The organism is Mesorhizobium sp. B2-2-3, assembly GCF_006442405.1.
GTDB lineage: Bacteria > Pseudomonadota > Alphaproteobacteria > Rhizobiales > Rhizobiaceae > Mesorhizobium.
In genome coordinates this window covers 98,453-118,399 of record NZ_VFWC01000009.1, presented here as the reverse complement: position 1 = coordinate 118,399, position 19,947 = coordinate 98,453, and the positions used below count along the sequence as shown (strand labels likewise).

At 65.1% G+C, this 19,947-nt stretch carries 17 protein-coding genes, 1 pseudogene and 1 riboswitch; of the genes and pseudogenes, 10 read left to right on the top strand and 8 right to left on the bottom strand.

Going from position 1 to position 19,947, the window contains the following annotated elements; all coding sequences use genetic code 11:
- The first annotated feature begins 1 nt into the window (after position 1).
- Complete coding sequence (locus FJ951_RS18105; RefSeq protein ID WP_140516425.1) at positions 2-763, top strand: cobalt-precorrin-6A reductase; 762 nt, start codon at positions 2-4, stop codon at positions 761-763.
- Here the strand turns inward: FJ951_RS18105 and FJ951_RS18100 are convergent.
- The 8 genes and pseudogenes from FJ951_RS18100 to FJ951_RS18065 form a co-directional block, all read right to left on the bottom strand.
- Positions 727-1,491, bottom strand: coding sequence for a precorrin-3B C(17)-methyltransferase (locus FJ951_RS18100; RefSeq protein WP_140495567.1), 765 nt, complete (start codon positions 1,489-1,491; stop codon positions 727-729). The genes FJ951_RS18105 and FJ951_RS18100 overlap by 37 nt on opposite strands.
- The gene (locus FJ951_RS18095; RefSeq protein ID WP_140516423.1) at positions 1,488-2,258 is read right to left on the bottom strand and encodes a precorrin-2 C(20)-methyltransferase; all 771 of its coding nucleotides are present in this window, start codon (positions 2,256-2,258) and stop codon (positions 1,488-1,490) included. Before FJ951_RS18095 ends, FJ951_RS18100 begins: the two co-directional genes overlap by 4 nt.
- Positions 2,255-2,887: a precorrin-8X methylmutase gene (locus FJ951_RS18090; protein ID WP_140516421.1), complete on the bottom strand. Its 633-nt coding sequence runs from the start codon at positions 2,885-2,887 to the stop codon at positions 2,255-2,257. The genes FJ951_RS18095 and FJ951_RS18090 overlap by 4 nt, the downstream gene beginning before the upstream one ends.
- Positions 2,811-4,371, bottom strand: a pseudogene (gene cobG, locus FJ951_RS18085) (precorrin-3B synthase). The gene FJ951_RS18090 and the pseudogene cobG overlap by 77 nt, the downstream one beginning before the upstream one ends.
- Positions 4,368-8,111, bottom strand: coding sequence for a cobaltochelatase subunit CobN (locus FJ951_RS18080; RefSeq protein ID WP_140516417.1), 3,744 nt, complete (start codon positions 8,109-8,111; stop codon positions 4,368-4,370). Before FJ951_RS18080 ends, cobG begins: the two are co-directional and overlap by 4 nt.
- Before the next feature lie 16 nt (positions 8,112-8,127).
- On the bottom strand, positions 8,128-9,180 hold the full coding sequence (gene cobW / locus FJ951_RS18075) for a cobalamin biosynthesis protein CobW (protein ID WP_140495572.1): 1,053 nt from the start codon (positions 9,178-9,180) through the stop codon (positions 8,128-8,130).
- Positions 9,181-9,182: 2 nt separating this feature from the next.
- A complete protein-coding gene (locus FJ951_RS18070; protein WP_140495573.1) occupies positions 9,183-9,629 on the bottom strand; it encodes a DUF1636 family protein in 447 nt (148 codons plus the stop codon).
- Positions 9,630-9,666: 37 nt separating this feature from the next.
- Positions 9,667-9,871, bottom strand: a riboswitch (cobalamin riboswitch).
- 29 nt (positions 9,872-9,900) lie between these two features.
- Positions 9,901-11,100 (bottom strand): winged helix-turn-helix domain-containing protein, encoded by a 1,200-nt coding sequence (locus tag FJ951_RS18065; RefSeq protein ID WP_140495574.1) that lies wholly within the window; start codon positions 11,098-11,100, stop codon positions 9,901-9,903.
- 333 nt (positions 11,101-11,433) lie between these two features.
- Here FJ951_RS18065 and FJ951_RS18060 point away from each other — a divergent pair, with 333 nt between their 5' ends.
- The 9 genes from FJ951_RS18060 to nuoG all read left to right on the top strand — a co-directional run bounded on the left by FJ951_RS18060 (position 11,434) and on the right by nuoG (position 19,947).
- Positions 11,434-11,799 (top strand): NADH-quinone oxidoreductase subunit A, encoded by a 366-nt coding sequence (locus FJ951_RS18060; protein ID WP_140495575.1) that lies wholly within the window; start codon positions 11,434-11,436, stop codon positions 11,797-11,799.
- On the top strand, positions 11,790-12,371 hold the full coding sequence (locus FJ951_RS18055; protein ID WP_140495576.1) for an NADH-quinone oxidoreductase subunit B: 582 nt from the start codon (positions 11,790-11,792) through the stop codon (positions 12,369-12,371). The genes FJ951_RS18060 and FJ951_RS18055 overlap by 10 nt, the downstream gene beginning before the upstream one ends.
- A gap of 4 nt (positions 12,372-12,375) precedes the next feature.
- Positions 12,376-12,978 carry an NADH-quinone oxidoreductase subunit C gene (locus tag FJ951_RS18050; RefSeq protein WP_140516415.1) on the top strand — a complete coding sequence of 201 codons (603 nt, stop codon included), beginning with the start codon at positions 12,376-12,378 and terminating at the stop codon, positions 12,976-12,978.
- The gene (locus FJ951_RS18045; protein ID WP_140495578.1) at positions 12,978-14,168 is read left to right on the top strand and encodes an NADH-quinone oxidoreductase subunit D; all 1,191 of its coding nucleotides are present in this window, start codon (positions 12,978-12,980) and stop codon (positions 14,166-14,168) included. The genes FJ951_RS18050 and FJ951_RS18045 overlap by 1 nt, the downstream gene beginning before the upstream one ends.
- Entirely contained in the window at positions 14,169-15,446 is a 1,278-nt protein-coding gene (locus FJ951_RS18040; protein WP_140495579.1) for an NADH-quinone oxidoreductase subunit E, read from the top strand.
- Positions 15,447-15,456: 10 nt separating this feature from the next.
- Positions 15,457-16,761, top strand: coding sequence for an NADH-quinone oxidoreductase subunit NuoF (gene nuoF, locus FJ951_RS18035; RefSeq protein ID WP_140516413.1), 1,305 nt, complete (start codon positions 15,457-15,459; stop codon positions 16,759-16,761).
- A 76-nt stretch (positions 16,762-16,837) separates the two neighbouring features.
- A complete protein-coding gene (locus FJ951_RS18030; protein ID WP_140516412.1) occupies positions 16,838-17,545 on the top strand; it encodes an NADH-ubiquinone dehydrogenase in 708 nt (235 codons plus the stop codon).
- 9 nt (positions 17,546-17,554) lie between these two features.
- Positions 17,555-17,866, top strand: a complete 312-nt coding sequence (locus FJ951_RS18025; RefSeq protein ID WP_140516410.1) for a pentapeptide repeat-containing protein — start codon at positions 17,555-17,557, stop codon at positions 17,864-17,866.
- Complete coding sequence (gene nuoG / locus FJ951_RS18020; protein ID WP_140516409.1) at positions 17,866-19,947, top strand: NADH-quinone oxidoreductase subunit NuoG; 2,082 nt, start codon at positions 17,866-17,868, stop codon at positions 19,945-19,947. The genes FJ951_RS18025 and nuoG overlap by 1 nt, the downstream gene beginning before the upstream one ends.

Below are 19,947 nucleotides of genomic sequence, written 5' to 3'. Positions count from 1 at the left end.
GATGACCTACCGCATTCTGATCCTCGGCGGAACCACCGAAGCCCGGCAACTGGCTGGAAAACTGGCAGCCGGTCGCTCGGTGATGCTGTCGCTGGCGGGCCGCACCGAAAGCCCGGTGACGCAGGGCCTGCCGGTACGCAGTGGAGGGTTTGGTGGCGCCGATGGTCTGGCCGCCTATCTCAAGGAGACAAGCATCGAGCTGCTGATCGACGCCACGCATCCCTACGCGGCGCGAATTTCCGCCAATGCGGCGCAGGCCGCGCGCATGGCCGGGGTGCCGATCGTCGCTCTGCGCCGTCCCGGCTGGGAGCCTGTCGAGGGCGATCGCTGGACGCAGGTCGATACGACAGGCGATGCCGTGCAGGCGCTTGGACCGGCGCCGCGCCGTGTATTCCTGGCTCTCGGCCGGCAGGAGGTCGCGGCTTTCGAAGCCGCGCCCCAGCACCACTATCTCATCCGCAGCGTCGATCCGGTCGAGCCGAAGCTGGCAGTGCCCGATGCCACCTATCTCCTGGCGCGCGGGCCGTTTCGCGAGGCGGAGGAACGCACGCTGCTCCAGCGGCACGGTATCGACATCGTTGTATCCAAGGACAGCGGCGGCGCGGCGACTTATGGCAAGATCGCCGCGGCGCGGGCGCTTGGCCTCGACGTCGTCATGGTGCGCAGGCCTGTGCTGCCGGAGATCCCTTCGGCTGCGACCGTCGATCAGCTTGCCGACATGGTCGATCATCTTGTCGAGCCTGCCGCAGAGCGCGGCGTGTAGACCAGCGCCGGCCTGTTACCGCGCCTGATGATCCGGGTTTCCGGCGAACCGATGATGATGCAGGTTGCCATGTCCGCCTTGTCGGCATCGGCATCCGCCAGCAGGAACACCTCGATGCGCTCATCGGGCCGGCCTGCGGCACGGCCGAATATAACGGGCGTGGTGCCCGGCAGAATGGCCTTCAGACATTCGAAGGCGCGGCCAAGCTGCCAGGGGCGCGCCTTGCTGATGGGATTGTAAAGCGCGATGACGAAGCCGGCGCCGGCGGCCGCCAGCAGGCGCAGTTCGACCAAGTCCCATGGCTTCAGATTGTCGGACAGCGAGATGGCGCAGAAATCATGGCCGAGCGGTGCCCCGATGCGGGCAGCGACAGCGAGCATGGCGGTGACGCCAGGCACGATTGCGAGGTCGATGGCGCGCCATTCGGAGGGGCCGGCTTCGATCGCCTCGCAGACGGCCGCCGCCATGGCGAAGACGCCTGGATCGCCCCCGGAGACGACGGCGACATTGTGACCTTCGGCCGCCTTCGCCAGCGCCTCGTTGGAGCGGGCAAGCTCTTCGCGATTGTCGGAGGCGATGCGGGTCTGGTCCGGGCGCAATTCCAGCCGGTCGAGATAGGGCTTGTAGCCGTAGAAGAAGCTTGCCTCGGCGACGGCGTGGCTCGCCTGCGGCGTCACCTGATCGGCGTTGCCAGGTCCGAGCCCGATGACAGTGAGGCGGCCGCTCATGCGCCACCCGCCGACGCGACAGGGCGTCCGGACCAGCCGGCGACGAGCACAATGGCGAAATAGGGCGCCTTGTCGTCCGGCTTGTCGGTGAGCCGCATCGAGACGCTGCCCGGCATGGTGCCGCGCTCGACATAGATGGCGCGTGTCAGCTTGCCGGTGGCCTCCAGCGCCCGCCGGATTTTGGGCAGGTTGCGGCCGACCTTCATGATGACGGCGGCATCGGTGTCGGCGAGGCGCCGGGTCAGTTCGAACTCGCTCATCGTGCCCGGCAGCACGGTCAGCACGTCGTCGCCCTGAACGATCGGCAGGCCGGTCGCCGACCAGCAGCCCGACATGGCGGTAACGCCGGGAATGACCTCGGTCGGAAAACGATGGGCGAGGCGCACATGCAGATGCATGTAGGAGCCATAGAAGAGCGGATCGCCTTCCGACAGCACGGCGACCATCCTACCGGCATCCAGATGACCGGCAACGGTCTCGGCGGACTCCTCGTAGAAGGCCGATATCTGCGCGCGGTAATCGTCGTGATCCTTGTCGATCTCCGTGGTCACGGGATAGAGCAACGGCAGCTCCAGCATGTCGGGCCGGAAGCGCGTCTCGACGATGGCGCGCGCATTGCTGTTGTTGCCGCGCTTGGCGAAATACGCCACCACATCGGCCTCGGCCAGCGCACGCGCGGCCTTCAGCGTCAACAGTTCCGGGTCGCCGGGACCGGTACCGACGCCGACCAGGCGGCCCCTCGAGCCGGTTTTGGGGAGCGCGTTCACAGGCCGGGCCTCGCGAGAGAATTGAGGGCTGCCGCGGTCATGGCGCTGCCGCCAAGCCTGCCGCGCACGATTGCATAGGGTACGCCGTAGGAATTCTGCGCCAGCGCGTCCTTCGATTCGGCGGCACCGACGAAGCCCACCGGCATGCCGATGATGGCGGCCGGTTTCGGCGCACCGTCGCGCAGCTTCTCCAGAAGATAGAAGAGTGCGGTCGGCGCATTGCCGATGGCCACCACCGAACCGGCGATGCGCTCGCCCCACAGGTCGATCGCGGCGGCAGAACGTGTGTTGCCGATCGTCCTGGCGATTTCATGCGTGCGCGGGTCGCGCAAGGTGCAGATCACCTCGTTGCCGGCAGGCAGGCGGGCGCGGGTGACGCCGTGCGAGACCATTTCGGCGTCGCAGAAGATCGGCGCGCCGGCGGCAAGCGCGGCCCGTGCGGCGGCAACGAAATCGCTGGAGAAGACAAAATCCTTGGCGGCTTCCACTTGGCCGCAGGCGTGGATCATGCGGACCGCGACATCGGCCTCTGCTTCGGAAAAGCGCGCGAGATCAGCCTCGGCGCGGATGATGGCAAAGGAGCGTTCGTAGATCGCCGTGCCGTCGTGGATGTAGTCGTAGGCGACCATTGTCATTCCTGTCGATAAGCCTCTGCGATGCCGGCCGGCCCCAGCCTTGTCAGGCAGGCGGCGGCGGTCTCGCCCTGATAGCGTGCGCTGCGGATTACCGCCGCGACGCGGACGATGCCGCGCGCGGCGTCATAGCCCGGCCTGTAACCGGCAGGAAGGGCCTTTGCCGTCGCGTTCACGACAAGTCCGGCTCCATTTTCGCCGCCGACCACGGTCAGCGCCGCTGGGCCGGGATGCGCGCAGCCCTTGGCGCAGCCCGAAACATGCAAGGTGAAGTCGAGACTATCGGCGTTTTCGGTGGCAATCGCCTCGGCGATGTCGCGCGTGGCGATGCGACCCGAGGCGCAAGCCGGCGCGCCGGGACAAGCAGCGATGCGCGTGCGCGGGTCGGTGGGGGAGGTGACGAAGCCGAGGGTGGCGGCTGTTTGCTGGAGGGAAGGATTGGCGGCTGGTGGCTGGCCGAGGAAGAGCAGGGCGCGGCCCGGGGCGAGGCGGATTTCTGACGTGCCGAGAGTGACGGCGCTTTGAGCGAGGGCGATGAGCCTTTCGGTGGGCATGCTGCCGTAGGGGAGACCGATGCCGAGGGCGCGGCCAGTGTTCAAGTCGAAAACGCCAATCGGCGAGCGAGGGTGCTCTACGGCGCCCCCCTCTGTCCTGCCGGACATCTCCCCCACAAGGGGGGAGATTGGCGGTTCGGGCGCCGGCTCTCCTTCTGCATCCCAGGAAATTGGCAAAGGCGAGCGTGAATGAGCAATCTCCCCCCTTGTGGGGGAGATGTCCGGCAGGACAGAGGGGGGCGCCGTAGAATGCCAACTTGCGAGAGACGCTATTTGCCTCTCCGATAAATCCCGTGTGTGCGCTTCGCGGCCTTTTTCAGCCACCATCCTAAGCGCTGCGACGGCTATGTCTCTAGCGGCATGCGCGTTGACCTTTGCCAACACTTTCGCATTCCGCCCGTCACCGGCAACCGACACCCGCCAGCGGATTCCCGCCTCGGTGCTCACCGCCTTCAGCCGCATGTCGGCCGTCACAGCGTCCATCGCCAGTTGCCCGCCACCGTCGACAACGACCGAAACCTTCGGCCCGAGCCGCTGCGACAGCCCGGCGTCCTCGACCGCTTCCCTGATCCGATCAGCCAGCGGCCGGGGGTCGACGATCTCCTGCGGATCGATGCCGGCCAGTGGTCCGGTCTCCACTGATACGCCAGTGCGGACCACAATGCCCAGCGCGTCGACTTCCTCCGCCAGCAGGGTGGCACTTTGCGTGGTCAGTCCGCGTATTTGCAAGCTGCCGCGCGCTGTCACTTCCATGATGCCGTTGCCGTGCCTCAGGGCGGATTCTGCCAGCCCGATCAGAAGCTTCGGCGACAATCCGCCAGAAGATGGGCCTCCGGCGACCGGGTTGAGCCGCACCAGCAGGCCGTCGCCGGTCTGCATCGGCGCCGAAAGGGCCGGGCAGGCGCCGCGTCGGGAGTAGGCGTTCATGCCGCCAACTCCCGTGCCTCGGCAATCAGTGCCGCGAGGTCGTCGTCGATCGAATTGCGCAAGGGATGCCAGAGGCCCCGCCGTCGCGCCGACAGGAGGCGTTCGGCAATGGCTTTCGCGGCGGCCGGGTTTTCGCGCAGGATGAAGGCGCGGACGTCCGCATCGCCGAGATAGGCATCGTGTACGGCCTCTATAAGCGCGCCCGGTATGGCCTGCGTGGTTTCGGCGAAGCCAACCAGCCGGTCGACCGTTTCGGCGAATTCCGAGGCGCCGCGCGGGCCGTGGCGCATCTGGCCCGCTATGAAGCGGGCGTTGACGGCGCGGGCGCGCACGACGCGCGTCACGGCCTCACTAAGTGAACGCGGCTTCGGCCTCTGCGGATCGGTCGTGTCGAGCACGATGACGTCGGCATTCCTGCCAAGCGCTGCAAGGGCGGCCGAGAAGCCGCCGATGAAAGCGACATCGGCCGAGCCTTCGAGGATGTCGCGGCCGGGATCGTCGCCGGTGTGGACGAGAAGATCGGCTTCGGCGATGCGGTTCTCGAATGCGCCGGGCGCGGCGATCCCCTCACCGCCGGCGCCGCCATAGGAATGCGACGTGGCATCGAGATAGGCGCGGCCGATTTCCTCGCGCGCCGCCCAGTCGCCGCTCGACAGGATTTCCTCGACGCCAGCGCCGTAAGTGCCAGGCGAGGTGCCAAAGATGCGCGGGCTGATCTTGCCCTCGGCGCGGGTCCTTGCGGCGAGCGGATTTTCCGAATCGTCCTCGTCGCGCGCGGCAACGGCGTTGGCAGCGGCATCGATCAGCGCGATCTGGGTCGGGAACATGTCGCGGAACAGGCCCGATATGCGCCAGGTGACGTCGACGCGCGGGCGGCCAAGCGCTGCCGGTGCCAACACCTCGATGCCGGTGACGCGACCTGTGGCGGCATCCCATTGCGGGCGGCAGCCCATCAGCGAAAGCCCCTGCGCGATCTCCTCGCCGCCGGTGCGCAAAGACGCCGAACCCCAAAGGTCGATGATCAGCGAGCGCGGCCAGTCGCCATGCGATTGCATATAGGTGCGCACCACTTCCTCGGCAGCAGCCTTGCCGATGTCGTAAGCCGTCGGCGTCGGCATGGCGCGCGGGTCCGACGTGAACAGGTTGCGGCCGGTGGGCAGAACGTCGGAACGGCCGCGCGCGGGCGCGCCGGACGGGCCCGCCGTGACATGACGGCCGTCGAGCGCGGCAAGAAGGGCGGCTTTTTCGGTTCCGGCGCTTTGCCGGCGCATGGCGTCGGGTTCGTTCTCGGGCGCACGGCCATAGACATGCAGCCCGTCCTTGATGGCGAAATCCTTGAGGTCGCAGAGCCAGGCATCGATGCGGCGCAGGGCCTCGTCCGGCGCGTCGGTGCGGGCAACGCCGGCCTCCGCGGCGAGGCCCGTGGTCTGCGCGGTTTCGACGATCAGACTGGCCAGACGGTCGCGGCGGCGGCGGTCGAGACCGTCAGCCTGGGCGTATTCATCGACCAGCCGTTCGAGCCTGTGCTGGTTCTCGTCCAATCCGGCGCCGGTCAGCGGCGGCGGCAGATGGCCGAGCGTGACGGCGGCGATCCGCCGCTTCGCCTGCGCCGCCTCGCCGGGATTGGAGACGATAAAGGGATAGATGACGGGCAGGGGACCGGTGACGATCTCGGGGAAGCAGCTTTGCGAAAGCGCAACCGTCTTGCCCGGCAGCCATTCCAGCGTGCCATGCGCGCCAACATGGATGAGCGCATGGACGCCGAGCAATTTGCGCAGCCACAGGCCGAAGGCGAGCAACGCATGGCGCGGCGGCAGCGTCGGGTCGTGATAGTCGGCGCGGCGGTCGGCCGAGCGGCCGCGGTCTGGAGCCAGCGCCACGGTGATGTTGCCGAAGGTCGCGGCGCGGAAGGGGAATTTGGCGGCGGGCAGCGCTTGAACACCCCCCTCTGTCCTGCCGGACATCTCCCCCGCAAGGGGGGAGATTGGCAGTTTCGACGCTGGAGCTACTCTTGCAACGTTGGAGATTGGCGAAGACAGTGATGACGGCGTAATCTCCCCCCTTGCGGGGAAGATGTCCGGCAGGACAGAGGGGGGTGCCTCGCGCAAACCTGTCTCGCCTTCGGCTTTGCCCCAAGCTGCTTCTACGGCAGCAATTGCTGCGCCCGGCAATTCCGTTGAGAAGGCAAGGTACTCATCCAACTCCAACCCAGCCTTGCTGCGCTCCAGCGCATCCAGCAACGCACGCGACGTTTGGGGAATTCCCTCAACTACATAGCCCTGTTCCTGGAGGTCGTGCAGCATCGCCAGCACGCTGGATGGCACATCCAACCCGACCGCATAGCCGGTGCGGCCGGGAGCGCTCGGGTAATCGGGGATCAGAATGGCGACCTTGCGCTCGGCGCGCGGCGTTTCCCGAAGCCTGATGAAGGCCGCGACCCGGTCCGCCACCTGTTCGACGCGATCGGGCTCCGGCCGGTTGGCAAAGGCGCGGTGGCCGAGCGCCGGGTCGGTCTCGCTTTCGCCCTTGAACGAAACGGCGCCGGCGAGGATGCGGCCGTCCAGTTCGGGCAGAACGACATGCATGGCGAGGTCGGCGGGGGCCAGCCCGCGCTGGTTCTTCTCCCATACGTCGCGGCGGGTGGTGGCGACGATGACCTGGAAGACGGGAACGCCGGCGCGGTCGAACAGGGTTTCGACGCCGGGTTCGGCGCCGGACGCGAAAGCGGTCGCGGTGATGATGGCGGCGGGCTTGGGCTGGGCAATCGCGGTTTCAACAAAAGCCAGAGATTCCGGGTCTTTCAGGCTGGAGACAAAGATCGGCACCGGCAGCATGCCGCGCTGCCGTAGCGCCTCGAAAAGCGCGTCGATCGGCGCGACATCGGCGGCGAGCAGCATCGAGCGGTAGAAGAGGACGGGAATGGTGCGAGCATTGATGTTGTCAACGTCGAGTCCCATCACACCCCCCTCTGTCCTGCCGGACATCTCCCCCGCAAGGGGGGAGATTGCCCCGTCATCGACGCTCTTGCCCCTTTCAGATGGTGCAAACACATCCTTTTCTGACGCAACAAAAGAGGAGCCGGCCTTGATGACAGCCGATCTCCCCCCTTGCGGAGGAGATGTCCTGCCGGACAGAGGGGGGTGTGAAGGATCGTCAACATTCGATAAGTCCGGCTTCTCCACGACTCCGCGCCCCGGCTCATAAAACCCGGCTTTCGGCACGCTTACCGGCTCGGCAATCTCGCCATCAGACCCCGCCAACCGCGCCAGCCTGCGCACCAGCGCGCTCATATTGGCCGGGCCGCCCTGGCGGAAATAATTGAGCAGCCCGTCCAGTTCCTCGCGCGGCAGCGTCGAGGCTTCGATCAGCCTGATATCCTCGTCGTGGCTTTCACCGGGAAGTAGTGCCAGCTTTATGCCGCGCTCACGGGCAACCACGGCCAACTGGTCGCAGCCGTAGCGCCACCACTCGTAACCGCCGAGAATACGCACCAGAATGACTTTGGCGTGACGGGCGACGCTGTCGATCCAGAGGTCGACGGACATGGGGTGGCGCAGGTCGCGCAGCGCGGCCAGCCGCATCGTGGGCAGCCGATCGGCGTCGCCTTTCCAGGCCGCTGCCAGTCCGGCCAGGTCGCTGTCCGTGAAGGACAGCGCCACCATTTCCGCCGGCGTCTGCCGCAGATCGACCGGCTCGGCGAGATCGTCGAGCGAGGCGGATGTGGTGGTGAGGATGTGCATCGCGGTCGGTGTTGCCTCAGCCGGCGAGGATATGCTCGATCGCCGGGCGGTTCAGCCCCTTGAGGCCGATGACGACCAGGCGCGAGCGGCGGTCGTCGTCAGCCGTCCAGGCGCGGTCATAATAATGATTGACGCGCGGACCGACCGCCTGCAGCAACAGCCGCATCGGCTTGCCGCCGACCTCGACGAAGCCTTTCACCCGCAGCACGTTCTCCTGTTCGGCGGCGGTCGCGACGCGCTTTGCCAGGTCGTCCGGGTTGGCGATCGAGGGGATGTCGACGATGAACGTATCGAAGTCGTCGTGCTCGTGGTCGAAGGCGCCGTCATGATGGGACTTGCGGTTCTCGATGTCGTCCTCGACGGCGAGGCCTAGCCCGAGCAGCACGGACGGATCGACCTTGCCATGAGCCGTCGGCACGACCTTCACGGCGCGGGCGGAGTGTTCGCCAATGATGGCGTTGGCGCGAGCCGAACCTGCGGCATCCATCAGGTCGCTCTTCGACAGGATGATGAGGTCGGCGCAGGCGATCTGGTCCTCGAACACCTCCTCGACGGGGTCGTCGTGGTCCAGTGTCTGGTCCTGCGCGCGTTGCGCCTGCAGGGCGTCCATGTCGTTGGCGACGCGCCCCTCGGCCAATGCCGGACCGTCGACCACGGCGATTACGCCGTCGACTGTCACCCGGCTCTTCACTGTCGGCCACTGGAAGGCCTGGACCAGCGGCTTGGGCAGAGCCAAGCCTGAGGTCTCGATCAGGATGTGGTCGACCTTCGGCGTCAGCGACAGGATCTGGTCGAGCGCCGGGACGAAATCGTCGGCGACGGTGCAGCAGATGCAGCCATTGGCCAGTTCGACGATGTTTTCCTCCGGGCAGGTGTCGATGCCGCAGCCCTTGAGGATCTCGCCGTCGATTCCGATGTCGCCGAATTCGTTGACGATGATGGCGATCCGCTTGCCGCCCGCGTTCTCCAGGAGATGGCGGACCAGCGTGGTCTTGCCGGCACCCAGGAAGCCGGTGACCACGGTACAGGGGACGCGGGAGAGAGTGGCGGCGGAAACTGCGGCGGTCATGATCAGTCCTTCAGCATGTCGAGGGGAGGAATGCGGGCGACGAGGCCGCGCTTGAGGGAATCCGGGCGACCACGCCACGGAATGAGGCCGTTGGTCGAAGCGGCGAAGAGTTTCGCGCCGGTGACGAGATCGGCGCCGCTGGCGATGTTCAGGTCGCCGAAGACATAACTCCAGCAGCCGTCGCGAAGAATCGCGGCACTGAGACGGCGCTTGCAGTTGCCGAGGCATTCGACGGTGCGGACACGGACATTGTCGGCCGTTGCGGCTTGGCGCGTATCTTGAGCCAAAACTTCGCCGGCGCGGGGATGGGCATCGGAACCGGTCTCGTCGCGGCAGGAAGCGCAGATGATGACAGTGACGCCGGCCAAGGCGTCGCTATCGCCAGACAAGTCGCTATCGCCAGACAAAATGTCCGCTGTTTCAGCCGGGAAACTGCTGTCACGTTCCAAATCGGGCTCCTTGCCCGGAAAACCCGCCGGGCGATCGGATTCTTATGTCTCAGACGGCAGGTCTCCTGGCTCGCGGGTCATCGCCTTCGTGCCGCCTTCCCGGGACCGTCCCAGTGGTTTTCGGCCTTGGCTCGTCGCTTACAGTTGCGGGGACAGCCGCGGATTTGAAATCGAGATTTCGCACCGCATTCCCTCTTGGCTCCTCCCTTTGCCGAGAGGAGACCGTCTGGAATGGATTTAGGCTCTTGCAGGCGGCGGTGTCAACGCGCGTCTACGACACGGCAATGTCGGCGAGCGGCTGCCCAAGGTCGCCGGCGGGCGTAACCTCGATCCGTTCGAGGCCGAGCCAGCCCTGCATCTGCGTCAATTCCTGGAAGAGTTGCGCGGCGGTTTCAGGCGGCGCGCCGGGCTCGGCATAGGCCGCGTGGACGCGTAGCACGCTGGCCGGCCGGTCGGCCTTGAGGTCGACGCGCGCCACGATCCTGTCGCCGAGCAGGAACGGCAGGACGTAATAGCCGTATTGCCGTTTTTCGGCAGGGGTGTAGATTTCTATGCGGTAGTGGAAATCGAACAGCCGCTCCGTGCGCGAGCGCTCGAAAACGACCGGATCGAACGGCGCCAGCAAGGCGCGGGCCTCGATTTTTCGTGGAATACGGGCCTCCTTATGGAGGTAAGCCGGTTTGTTCCAGCCCTCGACACGCACCGGCACCAGCTCGCCTGTTTCAACCAGCTCCTCCAGCCGGCCCTTCATGTCGGCCGGCGACAGGCGGAAATAGTCGCGCAGGTCGCTTGCTGTCGCGACGCCATGAGCGCGGGCGGATATCCGCAGCAATTCCCGATGCGCGTCCTCGGCTGACGGCACCGGCAGATCGAGGATCGCCTGCGGCAGCACGCGCTCGGGCAGATCGTAGAAGCGTTCGAAGCCACGGCGGTGCGCGGTGGTGATGCGTCCTGCCCAGAACAGCCATTCGAAGGCATGCTTGGCGTGGCTCCAGCCCCACCAGCCGCCGGACCCTTTCTGGCCTTCGAGCGCGGAGGCGGCGATCGGGCCGCGCTCCGCGACCTCGCGGTAGATCTCTTCGATATAGGCGGCGTGCTCGCGGCCCCATTTGGCGAGACCCAGATACATTTCATCGCCACGCTCCGCGCGCTGCATGCGCCAACGCATCAGGGGATAGGTCTCGACCGGCAGGAAGGAAGCCTCGTGCGCCCAGTATTCGAAAACCGTGCGCTTGCGCGTGACGGCGGCGTTGTCGAGCAAGGCGAACGGGTAGGGACCAAGGCGCGAATAGAGCGGCATGTAGTGAGCGCGCACCACCGCGCTGACGGAATCGATCTGCAGCAGGCCGGTACGCGAGAGCACGCGGGCGAAGTGGCGTCGGTCGGGCGTGCCGGCGGGGCGGGGATCAGTGAACCCTTGGGCGGCGAGCGCGATACGCCGGGCCGTGGCAAGCGAGATCTTTTCCTTCATTCGGATGCGACTCTGATGGCTTGTTGAGCGTCGTTCGGACAGTTGATTCCGGCCATGCTAGCAGGGTTTTGGCGGCAACTCTGTCAGGAGAGAAAAGTGGAGTAAAAAGCGAAGGAAATCAGACAGGAGCGGATCGGACCAGTTTCTTCCCTTATGCCGTCCAGGCCAGTGTTTTGAACAAGGTTTGACTTGCTTCGCCGGAAGCGCTGCGCTAACCCTCGCCGCGTTGCAGCAAAGGCCCCTTAAAACGGTTCAGCGGTTAAACTGTCACGCTTCCGCAATGGGGTCTGGTGCTGTAATCAAAATGGATTGGCGCCAACGGAAAGCCGCAGCATGAACGCACTTCTCAGTTCGTACCTGCCCATCGTCCTGTTTATCGCAGTGGCGGCGGCTGTCGGCGTCGCGCTTATCGTGGCGCCGTTCCTGGTGGCCTACCGCAATCCCGACCCGGAAAAGCTTTCCGCCTACGAATGCGGGTTCAACTCCTTCGATGACGCCCGTATGAAGTTCGACATCCGCTTCTACCTGGTGTCGATCCTGTTCATCATCTTCGACCTGGAAGTGGCCTTCCTGTTTCCGTGGGCGGTGTCGTTCTCGAAGATCGGCATGCTCGGTTTCTGGTCGATGATGGTGTTTTTGGCGGTGCTGACCATCGGCTTTGCCTATGAATGGAAAAAAGGAGCGCTCGAATGGGATTGAGCGACAGTTCCGGCACGCTCGTCGCGCCGAAGCCCAAGGGTCTGATCGATCCCAATACCGGCAGGCCGGTTGGGTCCGATGATCCGTTCTTCCTCGAAATCAACAACGAACTCGCCGACAAGGGCTTTCTCGTCACCTCGACCGAGGCGCTGATCACCTGGGCGCGCAGCGGCTCGCTGATGTTCATGACCTTCGGCCTCGCCTGCTGCGCCGTCGAGATGATCCACACCTCGATGCCGCGCTACGATTCGGAGCGGTTCGGTGTTGCTCCTCGCGCGTCTCCGCGCCAGTCCGACATCATGATCGTTGCCGGCACGCTGACCAACAAGATGGCCCCGGCGCTGCGCAAGGTCTACGACCAGATGCCGGAGCCGCGCTACGTCATCTCGATGGGCTCCTGCGCCAATGGCGGCGGCTATTACCACTATTCCTATTCGGTGGTGCGCGGCTGCGACCGCATCGTGCCGGTCGACATCTATGTGCCCGGCTGTCCGCCGAGCGCCGAAGCGCTGCTCTATGGCATTCTTCTGCTCCAGAAGAAGATCCGCCGCACCGGCACGATCGAACGGTAAATCCATGGCCGCATCCCTGAGCGAACTGTCGACCTATCTCGGCGAAAAATTGATTGGCCGCGTCAATGAAGCAGTGTTCGCCTATGGCGAACTCACCATCCATGTCGAGCCGCGCGATCTGATCGAAGTGGTGACTTTCCTGCGCGACGATCCGCGCTGCCAATTCATCTCGGTCATCGATGTCTGCGGCGCCGATTATCCGTCACGGGCCAAGCGCTTCGACGTCGTCTATCACCTGTTGTCGCCGAGGCAGAACGTGCGTATCCGCATCAAGGTGCAGGCCGACGAGGAGACGATGGTGCCGTCGATCACCGGCGTCTATCCCGGCGCCGACTGGTTCGAGCGCGAGACCTACGATCTCTATGGCGTGCTGTTTTCGGGTCACCCGGATCTGCGGCGCATCCTCACCGATTACGGTTTCGACGGTCACCCGCTGCGCAAGGATTTCCCGCTGACCGGCTTCGTCGAGGTGCGTTACGACGACGAGGCCAAGCGCGTCATCTACGAGCCGGTGGAACTGAAGCAGGAATTCCGCAATTTCGATTTTCTGTCCCCGTGGGAAGGCACCGATTACGTGCTGCCAGGGGATGAGAAGGCAAAGCAGTAATGGCTGAAACCTCCGTCCGCAATTTTAACATCAACTTCGGACCGCAACACCCTGCCGCGCATGGTGTTTTGAGATTGGTTCTGGAGTTGGACGGCGAAGTGGTCGATCGTGTCGATCCGCATATCGGGCTCTTGCATCGCGGCACCGAAAAGCTGATCGAGCACAAAACCTACCTGCAGGCAGTGCCTTATCTCGACCGGCTCGACTATTGCGCGCCGATGAACCAGGAGCATGCCTTCGCACTGGCCGCCGAGCGCCTGCTCGGCATCGAGGTGCCGAAGCGCGGTCAGCTGATCCGCGTGCTCTACTGCGAGATCGGCCGCATCATGTCGCACATCCTCAATGTGACGACGCAGGCGCTGGACGTCGGCGCGCTGACGCCGCCTCTGTGGGGCTTCGTCGAGCGCGAAAAGCTGATGGTGTTCTATGAGCGCGCCTCGGGTTCGCGCATGCATGCCGCCTATTTCCGTCCGGGCGGCGTTCACCAGGACCTGCCGCAGAAGCTGCTCGAGGACATCGGCAAGTGGATCGATCCGTTCCTGAAGTCGATCGACGACCTCGATCAGTTGCTGACCGGCAATCGCATCTTCAAGCAGCGCAATGTCGATATCGGCACGGTTTCGCTGGCCGACGCCTGGGCCTGGGGCTTTTCCGGCGTCATGGTGCGTGGCTCGGGCGCTGCCTGGGACCTGCGCAGATCGCAGCCCTATGAATGCTATTCGGAGCTCGATTTCGATATTCCGATCGGCAAGAACGGCGACTGTTTCGACCGCTACCTCGTGCGCATGGAAGAGATGCGCCAGTCGGCGAAGATCATGCGCCAGTGCATCGATCTCCTGCTCGGCAAGGAAAGCGCCGGGCCGGTGTCGAACCTCGACGGCAAGGTCGTGCCGCCAAAGCGCCAGGCGATGAAGCGCTCGATGGAAGCGCTGATCCACCACTTCAAGCTCTACACCGAGGGCTACCGCGTGCCGGCCGGCGAGGTCTATGCGGCGGTCGAGGCGCCCAAGGGCGAGTTCGGCGTCTATCTGGTCTCCGACGGCACCAACAAGCCTTATCGCTGCAAGCTGCGCGCGCCCGGTTTCGCGCATCTCCAGGCCATGGATTTCCTGTGCCGCGGTCACATGCTGGCCGACGTCACCGCCGTCCTCGGCTCCCTCGACATCGTGTTTGGTGAGGTCGATCGCTAAATGTCAGTCCGTCGTCTCGCAGAAGCCAGCGTCCAGCCAGCATCCTTCGCCTTCAACCGGGCGAACGCGGCCGCGGCCAAGCAATGGATCAAGAAGTACCCGAAGGGCCGGGAACAGTCTGCGATCATTCCACTGCTGATGCTGGCGCAGGAGCAGGAAGGCTGGGTCACCAAGGCGGCGATCGAGACGATTTCGGACATGCTCGGCATGCCGCGCATCCGCGGGCTCGAGGTCGCGACCTTCTACACGCAGTACCAGCTGAATCCTGTCGGCACGCGGGCGCACATCCAGGTTTGCGGCACCACGCCCTGCATGCTGCGCGGCTCGGAAGCGCTGATGGACGTGTGCCGCTCCAAGATCCACCATGACCAGTTCCACACCAACGACAAGGGAACGCTGTCGTGGGAAGAGGTCGAATGCCTCGGCGCCTGCGTCAACGCGCCGATGGTCATGATCTTCAAGGACACGTTCGAAGACCTGACGCCGGAACGGCTGGCCGAAATCATTGATCTCTACGATGCGGGCAAGGGGGCCTCGGTGACGCCGGGGCCGCAGAACGGCCGCACCGGCTCGGAGCCGGCCGCCGGCCTCACGACGCTGAAAAGCGAGAAGGCGATCCTGAAGTCGACCCGTGACAGGGAGGCCAGGGAAGCCGCCAAGGCCGCCAAGGCGGCACCCGACGCGATCATCGCGGCGCCGGTGCCAACGCCGGCCGCCACCCCTGTCGCGCCGTCCAATGCCAGCAAGCCGAAAACCGATGCGGCTGAAACCAGCCCGGCGCTGAAAACGCCGTCGCCGGCCAAGGTCGCGTCGGCAACGGAAAAAGCGGCGAGCGTCGCGGCTCCCCGCCACTCGGCGACAAACGCCAACAAGGCGGCGCCCGAGGTCGAGAAAGTTTTGAAGCCGCGCAGCGGCCCCCTGAACAAGGCTGAGCCGGCTTCCGCGTTCAAGTCGCCGGAAACCAAGCTTCCCGCCAAAGCGGCCAAGCCTTCGTTGGAAGACAAGAACCGGCCGGCCGGCATCGCCAGGCCGGCGCTGGTCGACGATCTCAAGCTGATCTCCGGCGTCGGCCCGAGGACCGAGAGCATCCTGCATTCGCTCGGCATCTTCACCTTCGCCCAGGTTGCGTCTTGGAAGAAGGCCGAACGGGAGTGGGTGGACAGCTATCTCTCCTTCCGCGGCCGCATCGAGCGAGACGACTGGGTCAAGCAGGCCAAGGCGCTCGCCAAGGGCGGCGTCGCCGAATATATCCGCGTCTTCGGCAAGAAGCCGGTCTGAGGGACGAACAATGCTTCAGGACAAAGACCGCATCTTCACCAACATCTACGGCCTCTTCGACAAGTCGCTGGCCGGCGCAATGGCGCGAGGCGCCTGGGACAACACGCCCGGCATCGTCGCCAAGGGGCGCGAGTGGATTGTCAACGAGATGAAGGCGTCGGGCCTGCGCGGCCGCGGCGGCGCCGGTTTCCCGACCGGCCTGAAATGGTCGTTCATGCCCAAGCAGAGCGATGGCCGGCCGAGTTATCTCGTCATCAATGCCGACGAATCCGAGCCCGGTACCTGCAAGGACCGCGACATTCTGCGCAACGATCCGCACACGCTGGTCGAAGGCGCCTTGCTCGCCGGCTTCGCCATGGGCGCGGTCGCGGCCTACATCTATGTGCGCGGCGAGTTCATCCGCGAGCGCGAGGCGCTGCAGCGTGCCATCGACGAGGCCTATGAGGCCAGGCTGATCGGCAAGGGCAACACTTCAGGCTACGATTTCGACGTCTATATGCACCATGGCGCCGGGGCTTATATCTGCGGCGAGGAGACGGCGCTGCTCGAAAGCCTCGAGGGAAAGAAGGGCCAGCCCAGGCTGAAGCCACCATTTCCGGCCAATGTCGGCCTTTATGGCTGCCCGACCACCGTCAACAACGTCGAATCGATCGCGGTGGCGCCGACGATCCTGCGCCGGGGCGCGGCCTGGTTCTCATCCTTCGGCCGGCCCAACAACGTCGGCACCAAGCTGTTCTGCGTCTCCGGCCACGTCAACAATCCGTGCACCGTCGAAGAGGCGATGTCGATCCCGTTCCGCGAGCTGATCGAGACGCATTGCGGCGGCATCCGTGGCGGCTGGGACAATCTTCTGGCGGTCATTCCTGGCGGCGCCTCGGTGCCGCTGGTGCCGGCCGAGCAGATCATCGATACGCCGATGGATTTCGACGCGCTGCGCGACCTCAAATCCGGCCTCGGCACGGCGGCCGTCATCGTCATGGACAAGTCGACCGATGTCGTCAAAGCCATCGCGCGGCTGTCCTACTTCTACAAGCATGAGAGCTGCGGCCAATGCACGCCGTGCCGTGAAGGCACCGGCTGGATGTGGCGGGTGATGGAACGGCTGGTGCGCGGCGAGGCGCAGAAGCGCGAGATCGATATGCTGCTCGACGTGACCAAGCAGGTCGAAGGCCACACGATCTGCGCGCTGGGCGACGCGGCCGCTTGGCCGATCCAGGGCCTGATGCGGCACTTCCGCGGCGAGGTGGAGCGGCGCATCGACGAGTTTTCGCGCAACGCGCACCGGGCCGAGCCGGTGTTGGTGGCGGCGGAATAGAGAAGCATTGAATGGGCGATAGCCCGGAGCGAGAAGAACGGGGCGGGGCGAACGAAGAAACGACCAGGAGAATTCTATGGCGCCGTATTCGACACCCCACCCGTTGATGCCCAATTTGGACCAGATCGAGAAGATGAACCAGGACCTGACCAGGATGATGCCGAAGGAGATGGCCGGCGCCGTCAACCTTCTGGCGCACCCTGTCGCGGGCGCGGCGGCGATGTCGGCCCTGGGGCTTGGGCTCGCCAACCACGCTTTCGGCGTCTGGTTGGGCGCGCTGTCGGGCGCAGCCGAGGCGTCGCAACGCCTCATGCAGCCGCTCATCGAGGATTTCGAGGCGCGCGTCGAACAATTCGAGGATGCGAGCCTTTCATCCACCAGAGCGCGGGCGACGGCCAAGACCCTGATTGCGGAGGCGCAGTCCTTCGCGCAGGAAGTCACCGACATTGCCGCCAGGGAGGCCGCCACCACGGTGCCGGCGGCACAGGCGGGGCGGTCAGCGGACGAGCTTCCGGATGTGCTGCTGCCCGAGGATTTCCGGCAGCCCAAGGCTATTGAGAGACCGGCGAAGCCTTCGGATCTCAAGAAGATATCGGGCATCGGCCCGAAGCTGGAGACGGTGCTCAACGGGCTCGGCATATGGACGTTCCGCCAGATCGCCGACTGGTCGCCCGAAGAGATCGCCTGGGTCGACGACTACCTGTCGTTCAACGGCCGTATCGTGCGCGACGACTGGATTGCCCAGGCGGCCGCGCTCGCGCCTGCCGGCAAGGCCAGGAAATAGGGGGCGGCGATGCAGGTTCACGACCAGCGCGATGTCCTTGATGTGCGCAGCGCCATCCTTATGAATTCGAGTTTCGATGACGTGACCATGTCCAACACGCGGTTGCACAATGTGAACCTGTCGGTGGCGATGATCCTGCGCGCCAACCTGAGTAACGCCAAGGTGGAAGACGCAAACCTTTCGAATGCGCATTTCACCAATGTGAATATGAGCAATGTGAAGATAGAAAACGCGCAGGTCGCCGGCATGATGATCAATGGCATCAGCCTCGGCGACCTGTTCCATGCATATGAGACGGCGAAGACCGCCGGGGGCAATTGATGGCAAAGCTCAAGGTCGACGGGAAAGAAATCACTGTACCCGACCATTACACGCTGCTGCAGGCGGCAGAGGACGCGGGCGCCGAAGTGCCGCGCTTCTGCTTCCACGAGCGGTTGTCGATCGCCGGCAATTGCCGCATGTGCCTGATCGAGGTGAAGGGCGGGCCGCCCAAGCCGCAAGCGTCCTGCGCCATGGGCGTGCGCGACCTGCGTCCCGGTCCGAACGGAGAAGCGCCGGAAATCTTCACCAACACGCCGATGGTCAAGAAGGCCAGGGAAGGCGTGATGGAATTCCTGCTGATCAACCATCCGCTGGATTGCCCGATCTGCGACCAGGGCGGCGAATGCGACCTGCAGGACCAGGCGATGGCCTTCGGCGTTGATTCCTCGCGCTATCACGAGAACAAGCGCGCGGTCGAAGACAAGTATATCGGCCCGCTGGTCAAGACGGTGATGAACCGCTGCATCCACTGCACGCGCTGCGTTCGCTTCACCACCGAGGTTGCCGGCATTTCCGAACTCGGCCTGATCGGCCGCGGCGAGGATGCCGAGATCACCACCTATCTCGAGCAGGCGATGACCTCGGAGCTGCAGGGCAATGTCATCGACCTGTGCCCCGTCGGCGCGCTGACCTCCAAGCCTTTCGCCTTCCAGGCACGGCCGTGGGAACTGACCAAGACCGAATCCATCGACGTCATGGATGCCGTCGGCTCGGCGATCCGCGTCGACAGCCGCGGCCGCGAGGTGATGCGCATCCTGCCGCGCGTCAACGAGGCGGTGAACGAGGAATGGATCTCCGACAAGACCCGGTTCATCTGGGACGGCCTGCGCACGCAGCGCCTCGACCGGCCCTATGTGCGCAAGGACGGTAAGCTGGCCCCGGCGAGCTGGGCCGAGGCCTTCGCGGCAATCAAGGACGCCGTGTCGAAGACTACGCCCGAGAAGATCGGCGCCATAGCAGGCGATCTTGCCGCGGTCGAGGAAATCTACGCGCTGAAGCTCCTGATGGCCGCACTCGGTTCGAAGAACATGGATTGCCGCCAGGACGGCGCCGCGCTCGACCCGTCGCTTGGCCGGGCAAGCTACATTTTCAACCCCACCATCGAAGGCATCGAACAGGCGGACGCGGTGTTGATCATCGGCGCCAATCCGCGCTTCGAAGCCTCGGTGCTCAACGCCCGCATCCGCAAGCGCTGGCGGGTCGGCAATCTGCCGGTCGGCGTCATCGGCGATGTCGGGGATACACGCTATGACTACGAACTGCTGGGCGCAGGACCGGAATCGCTCAAGGATCTGGCTGACGGCGATGGCAAGTTCTTCCAGGTGCTGAAGAAGGCCACGCATCCGCTCATCATCGTCGGCCAGGGCGCGCTGGCACGCCCCGATGGCGGGGCGGTGCTCGGCCAGGCAGCGAAGCTCGCCATGGCCGTGAACGCCGCGCGCGCGGACTGGAACGGCTTTGCCGTGCTGCACAATGCGGCTGGACGCGTCGGCGGCCTCGACCTTGGCTTCGTGCCGAGCGAGGGCGGCAGGAACGTCGCCGGCATGCTGGGCGAGACGGACGTGCTGTTCCTGCTCGGCGCCGACGAGATCGACATGGCAAAGACCGGCGGCGCTTTCGTCGTCTATGTGGGCACCCATGGCGACGCCGGCGCGCACCGCGCCAACGTCATCCTGCCGGGTGCCGCCTATACCGAGAAATCGGGCACTTACGTCAACACGGAAGGGCGCGTGCAGCAGACCAACCGCGCCGGCTTCGCGCCGGGCGACGCGCGCGAGGATTGGGCCATCATCAGGGCATTGTCGGATGTACTGGGCAAGAAGTTGCCGTTCGATTCACTGCCGCAGCTGCGCGCTAAACTCTACGGCGAGTACCCGCATCTTGCCCGCATCGACCAGGTTGCTGCGGGCAATGCCGAGGATATCGCCAATGTGGCGAAGCTTGGCGGACGGCTGAACAAGGGCACGTTCACGTCGCCGGTGCAGGACTTCTACCTGACCAACCCGATTGCGCGGGCCTCTGCCGTGATGGCGGAATGCTCGGCGCTTGCCAAGAGCGGCTTCAAGCAGGCGGCGGAATAA